This is a genomic window from Qipengyuania sp. YIM B01966, from assembly GCF_016461955.1.
GTDB lineage: Bacteria > Pseudomonadota > Alphaproteobacteria > Sphingomonadales > Sphingomonadaceae > QFOP01.
Genome location: NZ_JADMNM010000002.1, coordinates 92,407 through 108,477, shown reverse-complemented (window position 1 = coordinate 108,477; position 16,071 = coordinate 92,407). Strand labels below are relative to the sequence as shown.

General features: G+C 63.8%; 15 protein-coding genes. 10 read left to right on the top strand and 5 right to left on the bottom strand.

Translation table 11 applies throughout. The features are described from left to right. Positions 1-174: 174 nt before the first annotated feature. Positions 175-1,473: a hypothetical protein gene (locus ILT46_RS03225; RefSeq protein ID WP_199503209.1), complete on the top strand. Its 1,299-nt coding sequence runs from the start codon at positions 175-177 to the stop codon at positions 1,471-1,473. Between the two features lie 54 nt (positions 1,474-1,527). Here the strand turns inward: ILT46_RS03225 and ILT46_RS03220 are convergent, their stop codons facing one another. Then, positions 1,528-2,265 carry an NYN domain-containing protein gene (locus tag ILT46_RS03220; protein ID WP_199503208.1) on the bottom strand — a complete coding sequence of 246 codons (738 nt, stop codon included), beginning with the start codon at positions 2,263-2,265 and terminating at the stop codon, positions 1,528-1,530. 23 nt (positions 2,266-2,288) lie between these two features. Continuing rightward, the gene (locus ILT46_RS03215) at positions 2,289-2,936 is read right to left on the bottom strand and encodes a carbonic anhydrase (RefSeq protein ID WP_199503207.1); all 648 of its coding nucleotides are present in this window, start codon (positions 2,934-2,936) and stop codon (positions 2,289-2,291) included. 58 nt (positions 2,937-2,994) lie between these two features. Between ILT46_RS03215 and lipA the strand changes: the two genes are divergently transcribed. Further along, on the top strand, positions 2,995-3,924 hold the full coding sequence (lipA, locus tag ILT46_RS03210; RefSeq protein ID WP_199503206.1) for a lipoyl synthase: 930 nt from the start codon (positions 2,995-2,997) through the stop codon (positions 3,922-3,924). Continuing rightward, complete coding sequence (locus ILT46_RS03205; protein WP_199503205.1) at positions 3,924-4,382, top strand: type II toxin-antitoxin system RatA family toxin; 459 nt, start codon at positions 3,924-3,926, stop codon at positions 4,380-4,382. The genes lipA and ILT46_RS03205 overlap by 1 nt, the downstream gene beginning before the upstream one ends. Here the strand turns inward: ILT46_RS03205 and ILT46_RS03200 are convergent. Further along, positions 4,343-4,852 carry a CinA family protein gene (locus tag ILT46_RS03200; protein ID WP_199503204.1) on the bottom strand — a complete coding sequence of 170 codons (510 nt, stop codon included), beginning with the start codon at positions 4,850-4,852 and terminating at the stop codon, positions 4,343-4,345. The genes ILT46_RS03205 and ILT46_RS03200 overlap by 40 nt on opposite strands. Beyond that, positions 4,849-6,003 (bottom strand): bifunctional 2-C-methyl-D-erythritol 4-phosphate cytidylyltransferase/2-C-methyl-D-erythritol 2,4-cyclodiphosphate synthase, encoded by a 1,155-nt coding sequence (locus ILT46_RS03195; protein ID WP_199503203.1) that lies wholly within the window; start codon positions 6,001-6,003, stop codon positions 4,849-4,851. Before ILT46_RS03195 ends, ILT46_RS03200 begins: the two co-directional genes overlap by 4 nt. Positions 6,004-6,099: 96 nt before the next feature. Here ILT46_RS03195 and dusB point away from each other — a divergent pair, with 96 nt between their 5' ends. From dusB to hflX, 7 genes are all read left to right on the top strand, one after another. Further along, entirely contained in the window at positions 6,100-7,086 is a 987-nt protein-coding gene (gene dusB, locus ILT46_RS03190; RefSeq protein ID WP_199503510.1) for a tRNA dihydrouridine synthase DusB, read from the top strand. After that, positions 7,083-8,123 carry a two-component system sensor histidine kinase NtrB gene (locus ILT46_RS03185; protein ID WP_199503202.1) on the top strand — a complete coding sequence of 347 codons (1,041 nt, stop codon included), beginning with the start codon at positions 7,083-7,085 and terminating at the stop codon, positions 8,121-8,123. Before dusB ends, ILT46_RS03185 begins: the two co-directional genes overlap by 4 nt. Beyond that, a complete protein-coding gene (locus tag ILT46_RS03180) occupies positions 8,123-9,514 on the top strand; it encodes a sigma-54-dependent transcriptional regulator (protein ID WP_199503201.1) in 1,392 nt (463 codons plus the stop codon). Before ILT46_RS03185 ends, ILT46_RS03180 begins: the two co-directional genes overlap by 1 nt. A 134-nt stretch (positions 9,515-9,648) precedes the next feature. Continuing rightward, positions 9,649-11,799, top strand: coding sequence for a sensor histidine kinase (locus ILT46_RS03175; protein WP_233396966.1), 2,151 nt, complete (start codon positions 9,649-9,651; stop codon positions 11,797-11,799). Between the two features lie 19 nt (positions 11,800-11,818). Further along, positions 11,819-13,201 carry a nitrogen assimilation response regulator NtrX gene (ntrX, locus tag ILT46_RS03170; RefSeq protein ID WP_199503199.1) on the top strand — a complete coding sequence of 461 codons (1,383 nt, stop codon included), beginning with the start codon at positions 11,819-11,821 and terminating at the stop codon, positions 13,199-13,201. Between the two features lie 98 nt (positions 13,202-13,299). After that, positions 13,300-13,854 carry an RNA chaperone Hfq gene (hfq, locus tag ILT46_RS03165; protein ID WP_199503198.1) on the top strand — a complete coding sequence of 185 codons (555 nt, stop codon included), beginning with the start codon at positions 13,300-13,302 and terminating at the stop codon, positions 13,852-13,854. Positions 13,855-13,871: 17 nt separating this feature from the next. After that, on the top strand, positions 13,872-15,173 hold the full coding sequence (gene hflX / locus ILT46_RS03160) for a GTPase HflX (RefSeq protein ID WP_199503509.1): 1,302 nt from the start codon (positions 13,872-13,874) through the stop codon (positions 15,171-15,173). Here hflX and mazG read toward each other — a convergent pair. Next, positions 15,114-15,926: a nucleoside triphosphate pyrophosphohydrolase gene (mazG, locus tag ILT46_RS03155; protein WP_199503197.1), complete on the bottom strand. Its 813-nt coding sequence runs from the start codon at positions 15,924-15,926 to the stop codon at positions 15,114-15,116. The two genes, hflX and mazG, sit on opposite strands and share 60 nt — an antisense overlap. Positions 15,927-16,071: the final 145 nt, after the last annotated feature.

Sequence of the window (16,071 nt, the reverse complement as noted above, 5' to 3'; positions counted from 1 at the left end):
TAGGTGTATTGGCTGCCAGGCGCTTTTCCGAGGGTTAAGCGTGGCTGGGAGCGCCATTCAAAAGGCGTTCAGCCGCCAATTCGCAAAGCGATTGCAATGTCGCCAGCGCCGACGCACAGAACCGGTGGCAGCAACTATTCGCAAGGTTTCCGAACCACTCTCGGGAGAATATCGATGAAGTCCCTGTTGATTCTTGGCCGAGGCCGCAAGGCTGCGGCAATCGCGCTCGCGGCCGGCACCGCCATCGGTGTTACCGCGCTTGCTCCGGCAGCGCACGCGCAACGTCAGCCCCGCGAACAGCGCCAGAACCGCGCCGCAGGCGAATTGTCGCGCGAATTTCTTGCCGCAGTGCAGCCGATCGATCAGGCCTCACGCCAGGAAGGCGCCGATGCCGCGGCCTTGGCCACGCAGGTCAAGGGTGTGCTTGCCGTCGCCAAGAGCGCGGATGAATTGAACACGCTGGGCGGGTTGGCCTACAATATCGGCACGCGCGCCAACGATACCGGTCTTCAGCGCCAGGGTCTCGACATGATGCTGCGCAGCGGCAAGGTCGCCTCTGAAAACCTCGGCCGGTACAATCTTGCTGCCGGGCAACTTGCCTATCAGGCGCAGGATTGGGCGGCCGCGCGCACCTATCTTGAGGCGGCCCATGCCAATGGCCGCATCGAGGCACAGCCGCTGATTGCGGAAAGCTATTTCGCGCAGAACAACCCGACGGAAGGCGCGCGTTATCTGCGCCAGGCGATTCAGGCGCGGATCGATGCCGGGCAGACCGTCGATGAAAGCTGGATCAAGCGCGGCCTGGCGCAGAGCTACAACGCTAACCTTACCAACGAAGCGGCGGATTACAGCCTGCTCCTCGTGCGGTATTACCCGTCGACCGACAGCTGGGGCGATGCCATCGCAATCCTGCGCAACACCGCCCAGCTTGACGATCACGCGACGCTCGACCTGATGCGGCTGGCGGCGCGCGCAAATGCGATGCGCAACGAGCGCGATTACGTCGACTACATCGAAGCGGCCGATGCCCGGCGGCTTCCGGCCGAAGTCGCGCGTGTGCTTGCTGCGGGCGTGTCGGCCGGCAAGATCCACGCGAATTCGACCTTCTTCAACGAAGCGCGAACGATCGCGAATGGCCGGCTCGCTGCTGACCGCAGCGATCTCGCGGGGTCAGAACGCATCGCACGCGGCGCCAATGCCACCGCCGCCGAAGTGACTGGTGCGGCCGACAGCTTTCTCGCCAACGAGCAGCCCGCAAAGGCAGAGGAACTCTACCGCATAGCCTTGACCAAGCCTGGTGCCGATACTGCCCGTGTGCTCACGCGGCTGGGCATTGCGCAGGAATATCAGGGCAAGCACGCCGAGGCGCAGGCGACTTTTGCCCGCGTTGAAGGCGCGCGACAGGCGATTGCCCGCCTGTGGAGCCTCTATGCGGAGAAGGCCGCGGCGCCGGCCACGCCGGCCGCGCAATAAGACCCCGGACGGGAACTTGGAAGGGCGCGGCCTGTGCGGGTCGCGCCCTTTCTGTTATCGTACGCGCTTGACGAAAGGCTGCCGGTTGTCGCCCCGCCGCTCGACCTTGAACTGGTCGAGCGCGGCGAACAGGTCCGACAGGCGCTTGAATCCGTAATTGCGCACATCGAAGCTTGACCGGTTGCCGGCAATATTGCCGACCTCGCTCATCAGCGCGAAGCCGTTATCGTCGCGCCGCGCCGCCTTCCACGCCTGTCCGAGCAGGTCGATCAATTCCTCGTCGATCTGTGCGACGGCGGCGGCGGGATGCGGATCGGGCTTGTCGGGTGCAGCGGGGGTATCGGTTTCGGCCGCGGCCAGCGCATCGACATCGATGAACCGGGTGCAGGCATTGCGGAAGCTGGGCGGAGTCGTCGCCTTGCCGAAGCCATAGACCAGCAGCCCATCCTGCCGCAGGCGGGTCGCCAGCGGCGTGAAATCGCTGTCCGACGACATAATTCCGAAGCCATCGACCTTGCCCTGATAGAGCAGATCGATCGCGTCGATGGTCATTGCCATGTCGGTGGCGTTCTTGCCCTTCGTTACGTCGAATTGCTGATGCGGCCGGATGCCGAGCCGGTTGGTGATCGACGCCCAGCGGCTGAGCGCAGTCTTGGCGAAGTTGCCGTAGGCGCGGCGGATGTTCACCTGCCCCAGTTCGGCCATCACGGTCAGCACCGGGTCGATGTGGTCCGGGTTCACGTTGTCGGCGTCAATCAACAGCGCGATGTTGGCAAGCTCGGTATCGGTCATGGCATTCCCTGATGGCGCTTTCGTCAGGCCGGAAGAAATTCGCCCGCCTGCTCGTCCAGCAGATGAAGGATACCGTCCGAAATGGCAAAAAATGCGCCGTAGAGCCGCAATGTGCCCGCCTGCTCACGCGCGGCAATGTTCGGGAAGGTTCTGAGATTGTTGAGGCTTACTCGCACCCCGGCAAGTTCCATCGCTCGTTGCGCGTCGGGGCCATCAGTCCCATACCGTGCAACGACCGCGTCGCGCGCGTCGTCGAGCAGGTCGATCCAGTCGGCTATAAAACCGCCTTTGCCAGGATCGGTCCCGCGCATCGACTGCGTAAGCGCGGCCTGGCAGCCGCCGCACATGCCGTGTCCGAGCACTACGATCTGCCTGACCAGCAGGAATTCAACTGCGAATTCGAGCGCAGCCGACACGCCGTGATGTCCCGGAGTCGTCTCAAAGGGCGGCACCATCGCCGCAACATTGCGCACCACGAAAATCTCGCCCGGATCGACATCGAAAATCTGCGAAGGATCCACCCGGCTGTCGGAGCAGCCGATGATCATGGTTTGGGGGGTCTGGCCATCGCGTAGCTGGGCCCAGCGCTCGAGGCGCTGGCTCCATCCGGTATCCCGAAAGCGGCGATAGCCTTCTATCAGGCTGGCGAGATCGGTCGGTTCGCTGGGCATGGCAGGCTCTTGCCCTGCGGCATTGCCACTGACAAGACCCGCGCCTAGATGAGCGCGCATGAACGACCTTTCCCGTCTCCCGCAACCGCGCGAACAGCGCCAACGCAAGCCCGACTGGATCAGGGTCAAGGCTCCGGTCAGCAAGGGTTACCACGAAACGCGCCAGATGATGCGCGAATTGTCGCTCAATACGGTATGCGAGGAAGCCGCGTGCCCCAATATCGGCGAGTGCTGGACCAGGAAACACGCCACCGTGATGATTCTGGGCGATGTCTGTACGCGGGCTTGCGCCTTCTGCAACGTCAAGACCGGGATGCCGCGCGCGGTCGATCCGCTCGAGCCTGAACACACCGCCCTGGCTGCGGCGCGGATGGGGCTGGAACATATCGTCATCACCAGTGTAGATCGCGACGATCTGCCCGATGGCGGGGCGGGACAGTTCGTCAAGGTGATCGAGGCGCTCCGCCGCGAAACGCCGAACACCACGATCGAAATTCTGACCCCTGACTTTCGCGGAAAGATGCGTGCCGCGGTCGAGGCGATCTGCGCCGCCGGGCCGGACGTGTACAATCACAATCTGGAAACCGTGCCCCGCCTCTACCCGACCATCCGGCCGGGCGCGCGCTATTATGCCTCGCTGCGGCTGCTGGAGGAGGTCAAGGCGCACAATCCGCTGATCTTCACCAAGTCGGGCATCATGCTCGGCCTTGGCGAGCAGCGGCTTGAGGTGCATCAGGTGATGGACGATATGCGCTGCGCTGGCGTCGATTTCATCACTATGGGGCAATATCTCCAGCCGACCCCGCGCCATGCGAAGGTTGAAGATTTCGTCACGCCCGCAGCCTTCGACGCATATGGCGCGATCGCCCGTGCGAAGGGGTTCCTGCAGGTGGCGGCCAGCCCGCTGACCCGCTCAAGCTATCACGCTGGCGAGGATTTTGCCGAGATGAGGGCGGCGCGGGCGGCCAAGCTGGCGAAAACCGCCTGATGCCGGGCATCAGAGAGACGCGCACCCTGCCATATTCGTGCGAGCAGATGTTCGATCTGGTCGCCGATGTGGCGCGCTATCCCGAATTCCTGCCGTGGGTGGTCGCCACGCGCGTACGCGCGGACAGCGATACGGAAATGATGGCCGACATGCTCGTCGGCTTCAAGGCGATCCGCGAGAAGTTCACCTCGCGCGTGACCAAGGAACGGCCCCGGCGGATCGACGTGCATTATGTCGACGGGCCGCTGCGCGATCTCGACAATAGTTGGGTATTCCACCCTGAAGGGGAGGGGTGCCGGATCGATTTCTGCGTCGAATTTACGTTCAAGAGCCGCGTTTTCGAAGCATTGGCCGGCCAGTACTTCGACCGCGCGTTCCGGCGGATGATGGCGGCGTTCGAGGAACGTGCCGACGCGCTTTACGGCAGCAGCAGTTCGAGCGCCCAAAGCGCGGCCTGATGGCGGATTTCGCTGCGCCCTGCGGGGACGAAATTACGCAGTTCGCCGTAACGGTCATGCGCTTCGTCGCCCCCGCGGATCGCGCGGGCGCAGACAACCGTCCCCACCGGCTTGAGATCGGTCCCGCCGTCAGGGCCGGCCACCCCGCTGATTGCGACGGCGACATCGGCGCCGCTATTGACCAGCGCACCCTGTGCCATCGCCCAGGCGCACGCGATCGATACAGCGCCGAAGGTCTCGATGATCTCGCTCGATACTGCCAAATCGCGCATCTTGGCCGCGTTGCTGTACGTGACATAGCCGCGGTCGAATACCGCCGACGAGCCCGCCACTTCGGTTAGCGCAGCGGCAACCAGCCCGCCGGTGCAGCTTTCGGCGAGCGCAATGCGGCGCCCTGACGCCTGATTTTCTTCGATGACCCGGCGGGCGAGGGCCACCACATCGTCGGACAAGAGGGTGTCTGAGCTCATGATTCGTTCGCCATTAAGGTGACGATGGCCTGCGCAGCAATGCCTTCGCCGCGGCCGGTAAATCCGAGCTGCTCGGTTGTCGTGGCCTTGACCGAGATCTGTGCGATGTCAACGCCGAGCAGACCGGCGATTGCCGCGCGCATGGCATCGCGGTGGGGGCCGATCCTGGGGGCTTCGCAGATGATCGTCAGATCGAGATTGCCGAGCCGGTAACCGGCTGCCGCGATGCGTTCGGCCGCGTGGCGCACAAACGCGCTGCTCGGCGCGCCTTTCCATTGCGGATCGGATGGCGGGAAATGGCTGCCGATATCGCCGTCGCCGATGGCACCCAGCAGTGCGTCGACCACCGCGTGCAGCGCCACATCGGCGTCGCTATGGCCGGACAAGCCCTTGTCATGCGCGATACGGATGCCGCCCAGCCACAATTCCTCACCCTCGACCAGACGGTGGACGTCATAGCCGGTGCCGCAGCGCACCGGCAGGGGCGGGGAGGTAAAGTCCTCGGGCAGCGTCAGCTTCTTCAAGGTTTCGCTTCCTTCGATCAAAACGACTTCGCCGCCCCACGCGCCCAGCACTTCGGCATCGTCACCCGCGTCGGGGGGCCCTGTCCATGCGCGGTGCGCCGCGAGGATTTCAGTGTAACGGAACGCCTGCGGGGTCTGCACCCGGCGCAATGCCTCCCGATCGGCTTTTCCGGCCCGTACAGCGCCTTGGGCCACCACCAGGCTGTCGACCACCGGCAAAGTAGGAATTGCCCCACAAGACCCCTCCAGAGCCTCCAGCAGGCGGGTGATGATTTCGTGCGGGATCAGCGGCCGGGCAGCATCGTGGATAAGCACCCGCTCCGGCGGATCAGCTGCCAGCGCCTCGAGCCCGGCGCGGACCGATAGCTGCCGCGTGTCCCCGCCGGTCACAAGCGTGACATCGGCCACGCCTTCTAGAGCGGCGGCAGCAAGTGTGTCGCCGCCCGCAGGGATGATAACTACCAGCGGCATGGCGCCGGCCGTCCGCAGCGCCTCGACCGAGTGGCGCAGAACAGGCTTCCGGCGCCATAACGCGAATTGCTTGGGGATCGGCTGGCCCGCGCGCAGCCCGCGCCCTGCCGCTACCACGATCGCCGCGAAGGGGGGAGGAAAGGGCGACGTGGCCATGCCTCGCCCGCTAACCGCTTGCTGCTCATGCTGCAATGCACTATGCGGCTGCCCAAATATTAGGCATTCATTGTGACCCCGACGCCGCCCCCTCTCATGCCGATCCGTATCGGCCCAGTCGCCATCGCCTGTCCGGTGATTTTGGCGCCGATGACTGGCGTCACCGATATGCCGTTCCGCACGCTGGTGCGGCGCTACGGCTCGGGGCTCAACGTGACCGAGATGATCGCCAGCCCGGCGATGATCCGGGAAACCCGGCAGAGCCTGCAGAAGGCGGCGTGGGACCCGGTCGAGGAACCGGTCTCGCTGCAATTGGCCGGTTGCTCGCCCGACGAAATGGCCGAGGCGGCCAAGCTCAACGAAGATCGCGGGGCAGCGATCATCGACATCAATATGGGCTGCCCGGTCAAGAAAGTGGTCAATGGCGATGCCGGCAGCGCCCTTATGCGCGATCTGCCGCTGGCCGCGCGGCTGATCGACGCGACGGTTAAGGCAGTCTCAGTTCCGGTCACGGTGAAGATGCGGATGGGCTGGGACCACCATTCGCTCAACGCGCCCGAACTGGCGCATATTGCCGAAGATCTCGGCGCGCAGCTCATCACCGTCCACGGCCGCACCCGCTGCCAGATGTACAAGGGTTCGGCCGACTGGCGGTTCATCCGCGCGGTCAAGGACAGGGTGAATATCCCGGTCATTGCCAATGGCGACATTTGCGGGATCGCCGATGCCGCTGCCGCGCTCGAGCAGTCGGGCGCGGACGGGGTGATGATCGGGCGGGGCGCCTATGGCAAGCCCTGGCTGCTGGGCCAGGTGATGCACTGGTGGCGCACCGGGGAAGAGCGCCCTGCGCCTTCGGTCGATGAGCAATATGCACTGATCGGTGAACATTACCGCGCGATGCTTGACCATTATGGCGCGGTCACTGGCGTCAAGCTCGCGCGCAAGCATCTGGGGTGGTACACCAAGGGGCTGCCCGGCTCGGCCGAGTTCCGCAACCACGTCAATTTCATCGACGATCCGGCGCAGGTGCTGGGCGAGGTCGAACGCTTTTACGCACCGTTCCTGCAACGCCGCGCCGCATGACCTCTGCGCCCGACGCCAAAGCACGGCTGGCCGGCCTCGGGATTGCGGTGGTGCTGCTCGATCATCAAGGGACGATTGCCGGGCTGAACCCGGCGGCCGAGGAGTTGCTCGGTCGCTCGGAGGCGCGCTTGCTCGGAACGCCGCTGGCCGCTCACGCGGTGATTTCCGACGACACACTGATCGAGCACCTGAGGCGCGCAAACGGGCCGCTGAGCGCCCGAGGCGTGGGCGTGATCGTCGCCGGAGTGACGCGGCTGTGCGACGTCACCGTGGCGGATCTTGACGACGGGTGGCGCGTGCTGACGCTGATGCCGGTCTCCGACATGGCGCCGCCGGTCTCGGACACGCCTTCCACCATGCCGTCGATCCTTGCACATGAGGTCAAGAACCCGCTCGCCGCCATCCGGGGCGCGGCGCAGTTGTTGGCGCGGGCGGTGCCCGGCGAACAGTCGGAACTCACCAGCCTGATCACCCGCGAAGTCGACCGGATTGCCGAACTCCTCGACCGGATGCAGCGGCTCGGCACGCGGCAACGGGCCGACATCGCGCCGTTCAACCTCCATGCCGCGATCCGCAATGCGCTGGCTGCCATCCGGGTTGGGGATGTGGCGCAGGGGGTGCAGTTTCGCGAGCGGTTCGATCCCTCACTGCCCGATGTGGCGGGCAATCGCGCCGCGCTGGAGCAGGTGCTGATCAACCTCATCGCCAATGCCTGCGAGGCGGCCGCGCACGAGCCGGCACCGGAGGTCGTGATACGCACCGGAATCAGCGCCGGCGCGGCATTCAGCCATTCGCTGCCCGACGGGATGCGCCGCCTGCCCGTCGAGGTGACGATTGCCGATAACGGGCCCGGCTTTCCCGATGATCTGGCCGAGCGGATTTTTGAGCCGTTCGTCACCGGCAAACCACAAGGGCAGGGTCTCGGCCTGCCGCTCGCGCGCAAGCTGGTGCAAGATATGGGCGGGCATCTCACCTGCCAGCGCGATACCGCCCGCGGTCTTACCCTGTTCCGCATTCTTTTGCCGATGGAGACCTGATGAGCGCCGTTTTGCTGGTCGAAGACGATGTGTCGCTGGCGACGGTGATTACCGCTGCGCTGGCTCAGGAAGGCTTCTCCGTGACTGCCGTGCCGGGAATCGCGCAGCGCGACGCGGCGCTGAACGAGGGCATCTTCGTGGTAATGCTGACCGATGTGAAGCTGGCCGATGGCGACGGCATCGCCAGCCTTGGCCCGGTCGCCGCCGCGCATCCGCGCCTGCCGATCATCATCCTGTCGGCCGAAAATACTCTCGATACCGCGGTTCGCGCGGCGGGGGCCGAAGCGTTCGAGTATTTCCCCAAGCCGTTCGACCTCGATGCGCTGGTGAGCGCGGTACGCGAGGCTGCGGCCCGCCGGGCAGAAGGGGCGGGCCTCGGCCCGGCACCCGCACCCGCATTGCCACTGGTTGGGCGCAGTGCTCCGATGCAGGACGTCTACCGCCTGATCGCCCGCGCGGTGCAGAATGATTTGAGCGTGCTGGTTCTGGGCGAATCCGGCACCGGCAAGGAACTGGTCGCCGAAGCAATCCACCAACTCGGCACGCGGCGGGCCGGCCCATTCGTTGCGGTCAATGCCGCGGCGATCCCGCGCGACCTCATCGAAAGCGAATTGTTCGGTCACGAAAAAGGCGCCTTCACCGGCGCCGTGGCGCAGCTGGCGGGCAAGTTCGAACAGGCAGATGGCGGCACCTTCTTCCTTGACGAGATCGGCGATATGCCCGCCGAGGCGCAGACGCGGCTATTGCGCGCGCTGCAATCGGGACGGATTCGGCGGATTGGCGGGCGCGAGGAAATCCGCGTCGATACGCGGATCATCGCGGCGACCAATCGCGACCTTGCGCCCTTGCTGGCCAATGGCGCCTTTCGCGAAGACCTCTATTACCGCCTCAACGTGCTGCCCATCGCCCTGCCGCCGCTGCGCGAAAGGCTGGACGACATTCCCGAACTGGCAGGGCACTTTCTGGCGCAGGCAGCGGCGGAAGGACTGCCGTCATGCGAACTCACCGCCGAAGCGCTCGAGGCACTGGTCGTACATCAGTGGCCCGGGAATGTCCGCGAATTGCGTAACGTGATCTTCCGTCTCGCAGCGCTGTCGCGCGACGCGCTGATCGATGCCGCCGAGGTTCGTTCTGCCTTGGGCGCCACACGTCCGCAGACGCCCCCCGCAGCCGATCTGATGGCTTGGGTGGAGCAGTGGTTGGCGATTGAAAAGCCGACGCCGGGCCGCTGGTATCAGCGGGCGAGCGCCGCGTGGGAACGCCCATTGATCGCGATTGCCCTGCAACAATGTAACGGTAATCAACTGCGCGCTGCCGCTTTGCTCGGCATCAACCGCAACACCTTGCGCAAACGGATCGCCGACCTGGCCATTGAAGTGCATGGTGGATGATCGAACGGAAACGTTTCTGACGATGTAATTCACTTGCATTTCTGCAACACTAGCGTTGTGGATGAGCAACGATGAACGCCGGCACACTCCAGCCCTCGGTTCGTGCGCCATATTGGCGGCGCAGATTTGCCGTGATGTCTCGCCGGGCGAACCTGTTCGCATGGCTGGAAGGTGTTGCCGTCGTGGCGACGGTGGGGATGGTGGTCACCACCTATCTGGCATTCACGAGCGCGCCGCCGAATGGCCAATTGCTACCGTCGATGCAGGTTGCAGGCCTGCTTATCGGGACCTTGATCCCCGCGATGGCGCTGATTGTGCTTATCGGTCGGCGTCTGGCGATGCGCAGGGCAGGGGGCAGCACCGCGCGCCTCCACGTCAGGCTGGTGTTTTTCTTCTCCCTGGTCGCAGCGGTTCCGACCCTGCTCGTGGCGGCGTTTGCAGCGCTGCTGTTCCAATCCGGGGTGGATTTCTGGTTCTCTGACAATTCGCGCGGTTTGATGGCCAATGCCAACCAGCTTGCGCAGGGGTATTACAACCAGAACCAGCTCGAGGTGGGTAACGAGACGGTCATTATGGCCGGTGACCTGCGTTATTATTTCGAGCGCGGGAGTCTCACTGACAGCGGTTTTGCCGATTTCTACCGGTACCAGGCGCAAGGGCGGGAAATGAACGAATCCGCCATCCTCCAGGCTCAGCCGGATGGTACCTACCGCACGGCCGCGATCCTGAACCTATCATCGGGTGATCGCCCTATCCAGCTGCTGCCGGCGACGTTCGGCAAGCTTCAGCAAGGCGAACCAGTGGTCGTTCTGGCCGACAATGCGCGGATCGAGGCCTTGGCCCCGATCGATCGCGAGGCCGGGATCTATCTCTACAATGCGCGCAATTCCGAAAGCCTGTCTTTCAGCCAGTGGGAAAGCGCGAAGTCGATCACTCGAGCGTATGAGGTGCTGACCAGCCGCGCACGCGCTCTTCAGTTGCGCTTCAACCTTGCGCTGTTCGTGGTGAGCCTTGCGCTGGTGGGCCTGGCAGTATGGTTCGCCTTGCGTTTTGCCGACATGCAGGTGCAGCCGCTAACCGATCTCGTGGTTGCCGCGCGAAAAGTGGGTGCAGGCAATTTCGCGCTCCGTGTCGAAGGGCGAACAGGCTCGGACGAGATCGGCATGCTGAACCGCGCGTTCAACCGCATGACCGCACAGCTTGAGAAACAGACCGATGCGCTGGTTGGCGCCAATCACCTGCTGGGAGAGCGTCGGGCCTTCATCGAAGCTGTGCTGCAATCGATTACCGCTGGCATATTGTCGGTCGACAGCGCTGGTCGGATTGTACTGATGAACGCGTCCGCACAGGCGCTGCTGCTTGACCGGGAAGACGTCGAACCGGGCGACCTGACGCTCGCCGAACTGGCCCCGCAAATGGAGGCGATAGTCCAGGCCGGGCTGGACGGTGGCATTGTCAGCTACAATCGCGGGGGGGAATTGCTGACGCTAGCGGTGCGGATCGCGCACGCCGCCGAAGGGCAGGTGATCACGTTCGAGGATATAACGCGCCAGTTGCTCGACCAGCGACAGGCCGCGTGGTCCGACGTCGCGCGGCGAATCGCTCACGAAATCAAGAATCCGCTCACTCCGATCCAGCTCGCGACCGAGCGGCTGAAGCGGCGTTATCGGCGGCAGATCGAAACCGATGGCGATCTGTTCGACGAGCTGACGGACACCATTGTCCGGCAGGTGGGTGCGTTGCGGACGATGGTCGATGAATTTTCGTCCTTCGCCCGCCTGCCCAAGCCGGTGTTCCGGCAAGAAGACGTGGTCGACCTCGTCCGTCAGGCGCTCTTCCTGCAAGAGGTTGCGCACCCGGAAATCCGCTACGCATTTTCTGCGCAGAACGCGCCCGAACTGGTTGCCTGTGATCGCCACCAGATAGGACAGGCAATGACCAATCTGCTCAAGAATGCAGCCGAGGCGGTCGATGCTCGGCTGCGCACGGCAGGGCCCGAATATCGCGGGCAAATTAGCGTCGATCTGGTGGGCGAATCCGCTGATTATTACCGCGTTACGATCACAGATAATGGCATCGGCCTGCCACATGACGCCGAACGTATCGTCGAACCATATGTCACGACGCGTGAGAAGGGGACAGGTCTCGGCCTAGCCATCGTCAACAAGATTGTTGAGGAACACGGCGGTGAAATGCTGTTCGGCAATGCGGATACAGGCGGCGCGGTCGTCACGCTCCGCATCGCCACACAGCCGGTCGAAGCGGGCGACGAGGTGGCAGCATGATGCAGGACAGGATAGTCTGATGGCGCTCGAAATTCTCATCGTCGACGATGAACGCGATATTCGCGAACTCGTGTCAGGCGTGCTCAGCGACGAGGGCTACGCCTGCCGCACCGCTGGCGACAGCACCAGCGCGCTGGCTGCGGTGGACGAACGCCGGCCCAGCCTCGTGCTGCTCGACGTTTGGCTGCACGGCAGCCCTATGGACGGGCTCGAGGTGCTCGACGAGATCAAGAAGCGCGAGCCCGATTTGCCGGTGATCATCTTTTCCGGCCACGGCAACATCGATACGGCGGTATCGGCCGTCAGCCGCGGGGCAATGGACTTCATCGAGAAGCCATTCGAGGCCGAACGCCTGCTGCTGCTGGTCGGGCGCGCGACCGAGACCGAACGGCTGCGACGGGAGAATGTCCAACTGCGCCAACGCGCCAGCGATACGGAGGAATTTACCGGCAACTCGCCAATCATCAATCAGGTGCGCGCAACGCTGAAGCGGGTGGCCAATACCGGCAGCCGGGTACTGATCACTGGACCAGCCGGGGCGGGAAAGGAAGTCGCTGCGCGACTGCTACACAGCTGGAGCCCGCGGGCGAACCACGCTTTTGTAATCGTCAATTCGGCAAGGATTACGCCGGAACGGTTCGAACAGGAACTGTTCGGCGAGGAGGCCGATGGCCAGCTTGTGCGGCCCGGCCTGCTCGAAATGGCCGATGGAGGCACGCTTTACCTCGATGAGGTCGCGGATATGCCGCTCTCCACGCAGGCGCGGATCCTGCGCGTGCTCACCGAACAGAGCTTCGTGCGGGCAGGCGGCAACCGGCAGATTGGCGTGGATGTCAGGGTTGTCTCGTCCACCTCGCGGGACCTGCAACGCGAAATGGAAGACAAGCGATTTCGGGAGGATCTGTTTTACAGGCTGAATGTCGTGCCGGTCATGGTTCCATCGCTCGCCGAACGGCGCGAAGACATACCGGCTTTGGCCCAACTGTTCTTCACGCGCTATGCGGCTGACCAGGGGCTGCCGGCGCCCGCCATCAGCCCCGAAGCGATGGGTGCCTTGCAGGCGTATGATTGGCCCGGGAATGTCCGGCAGCTGCGGAACGTCGTCGAACGCACGATCATCCTGACGCCCCGCGAACAATTAGCCGTGATCGAGGCGGATATGCTGCCGCCCGAGGTCGGGGGCGGCGTTCGGGCGGACAGCGGACAGACCATGACCACGATGATGGGGGTGCCGCTGCGCGAAGCGCGCGAAAGCTTCGAGCGGGAATATTTGTCGATCCAGATCAGACGGTTCTCGGGCAATATTTCAAAAACGGCGAGCTTTATCGGGATGGAGCGCTCCGCACTCCATCGCAAGCTCAAGCTGCTTGGCATGGGCGATCGTAAGACCGACGACGAGTAAACGGAACGGCTCGGCTTGCGGCGCATTTGGACTATGCGCGAGGCTTTCGGTCGGAGGTTGTTCCGGTCGCCGCCAATGAACAGGGAAGACGAATTCTCATGACGACTGGAAAGACGCTCTCTGCGCGGCCGCGACAAACCAAGGTGGCATCGCAGGTGGCCCCGGGTGGCGGCAAGGCCGGCGGCAACAATCTGCAGGATATGTTTCTCAACCTGCTACGCAGGCACAAAACGCCGGTAACGATGTTTCTGGTCAAGGGCGTCAAACTGCAGGGAATCGTCACGTGGTTCGATAATTTCTCGATTCTTCTGCGCCGAGACGGGCAATCCCAGCTCGTATACAAGCACGCCATTTCGACAATCATGCCCGGGCAGCCCGTTGATGTAGAGCAGTTCACCAGCCAGGACAGCGGCAGCCGGCAAAGGTTGTTACAGGACGTTTTCTTGTCGCGTGTGCGAAACGCGCACGCGCAGGTCACCATGTTTCTCGTCAACGGTGTCATGCTGCAGGGTCGGATCGCTGCTTACGATCTGTTTTGCATGCTGCTCGAGCGTGAGGGATATGTGCAGCTGGCTTACAAGCACGCCGTATCTACGATCCAGCCGATCGAACCGATCGACCTCAGCGACGATATCGAAGGCGACGGAGCCTGAGCTTCGACGACAACCTGCTGGGAGAAGTCGCGCGTGGTGCACGGGCGGTCGTCCTGTGCCCTGACATCAGGGGTTACCGACACCAACTTCCGCCTGCTGAGCGGCTCGAGGAAATCAAAGGTCTGGCGCTCGCTATCGGCATCGAGCTAGCCGATGCGATGGTGATCCCGGTCAGGCAGGTGCGCGCGGGCACCTTGTTCGGGGCGGGGCAGGTGGAGAATATCGCGACCGCCTGCGAGCTAGCGGGCGCAGAGCTAGTCATCGTTGATGGGGCACTGACGCCAATCCAGCAGCGTAATCTGGAAACTGCGTGGAAGCGCAAGGTGATCGACCGGACCGGGCTGATCCTCGAGATTTTCGGCGAGCGCGCAGCCACGGCCGAGGGCCGCTTGCAGGTCGAACTGGCGCATCTCGACTACCAGCAGAGCCGACTGGTACGCAGCTGGACCCACCTCGAACGGCAGCGGGGCGGCTTCGGCTTTCTGGGCGGGCCGGGGGAGACCCAGATTGAGGCGGACCGCCGGATGATCCGGGGCCGGATGGGGCGCCTGCGCCGAGATATCGAGCAGGTCCGCAAGACCCGCGGCCTTCATCGCGACCGGCGGACCCGCGCACCATGGCCCGTTATCGCTCTGGTCGGTTACACCAACGCCGGCAAATCGACGCTGTTCAACCGCCTGACCGGGGCTGACGTCTTGGCGGAAGACCTGCTGTTCGCCACGCTCGACCCGACCATGCGGGCCATTCGCCTGCCCGGGGTGGACAAGGCGATCCTGTCTGACACGGTTGGTTTCATTTCCGACCTGCCGACCCAGTTGGTCGCCGCTTTCAGAGCGACGCTGGAAGAGGTGACGGCGGCCGACATTATCGTCCATGTCCGCGACATCGCGAATCCTGCCTCCGCCGCGCAGAAGGCCGAGGTGCTGGCCATCCTGACCGATCTCGGCGTGTTCGAGGGGGAGGGGGGCGAAAGCCGCATTCCCGTCGTCGAGGCGTGGAACAAGCTTGACCTGCTCGAGAGTATGCCGCGCGAGGAGTTGCTGGAGGTGGCAGATAACGATCCGAACGTCGTCGCCCTATCAGCATTGAGCGGGGAAGGGTGCGATGTCCTGACGGAGCGCCTTGGCGCCTTGCTCACGGAAGGCGCGCAGACCGTTCCGTTCGACCTGTCGCCGGCCGATGGGCGGAGGATTGCCTGGCTGCATGCCCACGCGGAGATCATCGCCGAAGACGATATGCCGAGCGACGACGGGGAGCCGTTACGCCGTATCGTCGCCCGCATTTCCCCGGCCGATCTCTCCCGCTTCAGACGGCTTTGAAGCCCGGTCGGACTGCTTGACAGCATTCCACAGCCGATCCTGCTCGGCAGCCGACAATCCGTCGAGTGAGCCGCCCGCCAGTTGCTCCATCGCGCGAAACCGGCGTTCGAACTTGTCGTTGGCGCGTCGCAAGGCGGTTTCGGGGGCAATCCCGTAGGCGCGCACCACATTGACCGCCGCGAATAGCAGATCGCCTGCCTCCTCCTCGCGGTCCTTCGGCGGTGCGGCGCGCAGTTCGTCCATTTCTTCGGCAAGTTTCGCCGCCGGCCCATCAACGTCGGGCCAGTCAAACCCGGTGCGCGCAGCACGCTTTTGGAGTTTTTCGGCGCGCATCAATGCCGGCAGGCTGCGGGCGACGCCGTCGAGCGCGCCTCTCTGGCCGGATCGCGCACGCTCGGCCGCCTTGAGCGTTTCCCAGCGATGCTCGTCCATTAAACCATCCACGTCGCCGAAAATGTGCGGATGGCGGGCTTCCATTTTATCGGCGATGGCTGCGGCGACATCGTTGAAATCGAAATGTCCGGCTTCCTGGGCCATGCGCGCGTGGAAAACGACCTGTAGCAACAAATCGCCTAGCTCACCGCGGAGGTCGGCAAAGTCCGCGCGGTCGATCGCATCAGCGACCTCGTAAGCTTCCTCGATCGTGTATGGCGCGATTGTCGCGAAGTTCTGCGCCAGGTCCCACGCGCAGCCGTTAACCGGATCCCGTAGGCGCGCCATGATTGCCAGCAGTCGATCGATAGGCTGCGTCATCAGCGAGAGCAGTCCGAGCGGGGGGCTTTGCGCGACCAGCCAAAGCCGATCTTATAAATACGATAATATATATTATGTAAAATATACGCGGGTGTCATGAGGGCTGCAGCCATCCGAATAGCATGAACAGACCCAGGATGATCGC

Bases quoted from the DNA above. Each gene is read 5' to 3' on its own strand.
- ILT46_RS03225 (WP_199503209.1), top strand. From the start codon at position 175: ATGAAGTCCCTGTTGATTCTTGGCCGAGGCCGCAAGGCTGCGGCAATC.
- ILT46_RS03220 (WP_199503208.1), bottom strand. From the start codon at position 2,265: ATGACCGATACCGAGCTTGCCAACATCGCGCTGTTGATTGACGCCGAC.
- ILT46_RS03215 (WP_199503207.1), bottom strand. From the start codon at position 2,936: ATGCCCAGCGAACCGACCGATCTCGCCAGCCTGATAGAAGGCTATCGC.
- lipA (WP_199503206.1), top strand. From the start codon at position 2,995: ATGAACGACCTTTCCCGTCTCCCGCAACCGCGCGAACAGCGCCAACGC.
- ILT46_RS03205 (WP_199503205.1), top strand. From the start codon at position 3,924: ATGCCGGGCATCAGAGAGACGCGCACCCTGCCATATTCGTGCGAGCAG.
- ILT46_RS03200 (WP_199503204.1), bottom strand. From the start codon at position 4,852: ATGAGCTCAGACACCCTCTTGTCCGACGATGTGGTGGCCCTCGCCCGC.
- ILT46_RS03195 (WP_199503203.1), bottom strand. From the start codon at position 6,003: ATGGCCACGTCGCCCTTTCCTCCCCCCTTCGCGGCGATCGTGGTAGCG.
- dusB (WP_199503510.1), top strand. From the start codon at position 6,100: ATGCCGATCCGTATCGGCCCAGTCGCCATCGCCTGTCCGGTGATTTTG.
- ILT46_RS03185 (WP_199503202.1), top strand. From the start codon at position 7,083: ATGACCTCTGCGCCCGACGCCAAAGCACGGCTGGCCGGCCTCGGGATT.
- ILT46_RS03180 (WP_199503201.1), top strand. From the start codon at position 8,123: ATGAGCGCCGTTTTGCTGGTCGAAGACGATGTGTCGCTGGCGACGGTG.
- ILT46_RS03175 (WP_233396966.1), top strand. From the start codon at position 9,649: ATGTCTCGCCGGGCGAACCTGTTCGCATGGCTGGAAGGTGTTGCCGTC.
- ntrX (WP_199503199.1), top strand. From the start codon at position 11,819: ATGGCGCTCGAAATTCTCATCGTCGACGATGAACGCGATATTCGCGAA.
- hfq (WP_199503198.1), top strand. From the start codon at position 13,300: ATGACGACTGGAAAGACGCTCTCTGCGCGGCCGCGACAAACCAAGGTG.
- mazG (WP_199503197.1), bottom strand. From the start codon at position 15,926: ATGACGCAGCCTATCGATCGACTGCTGGCAATCATGGCGCGCCTACGG.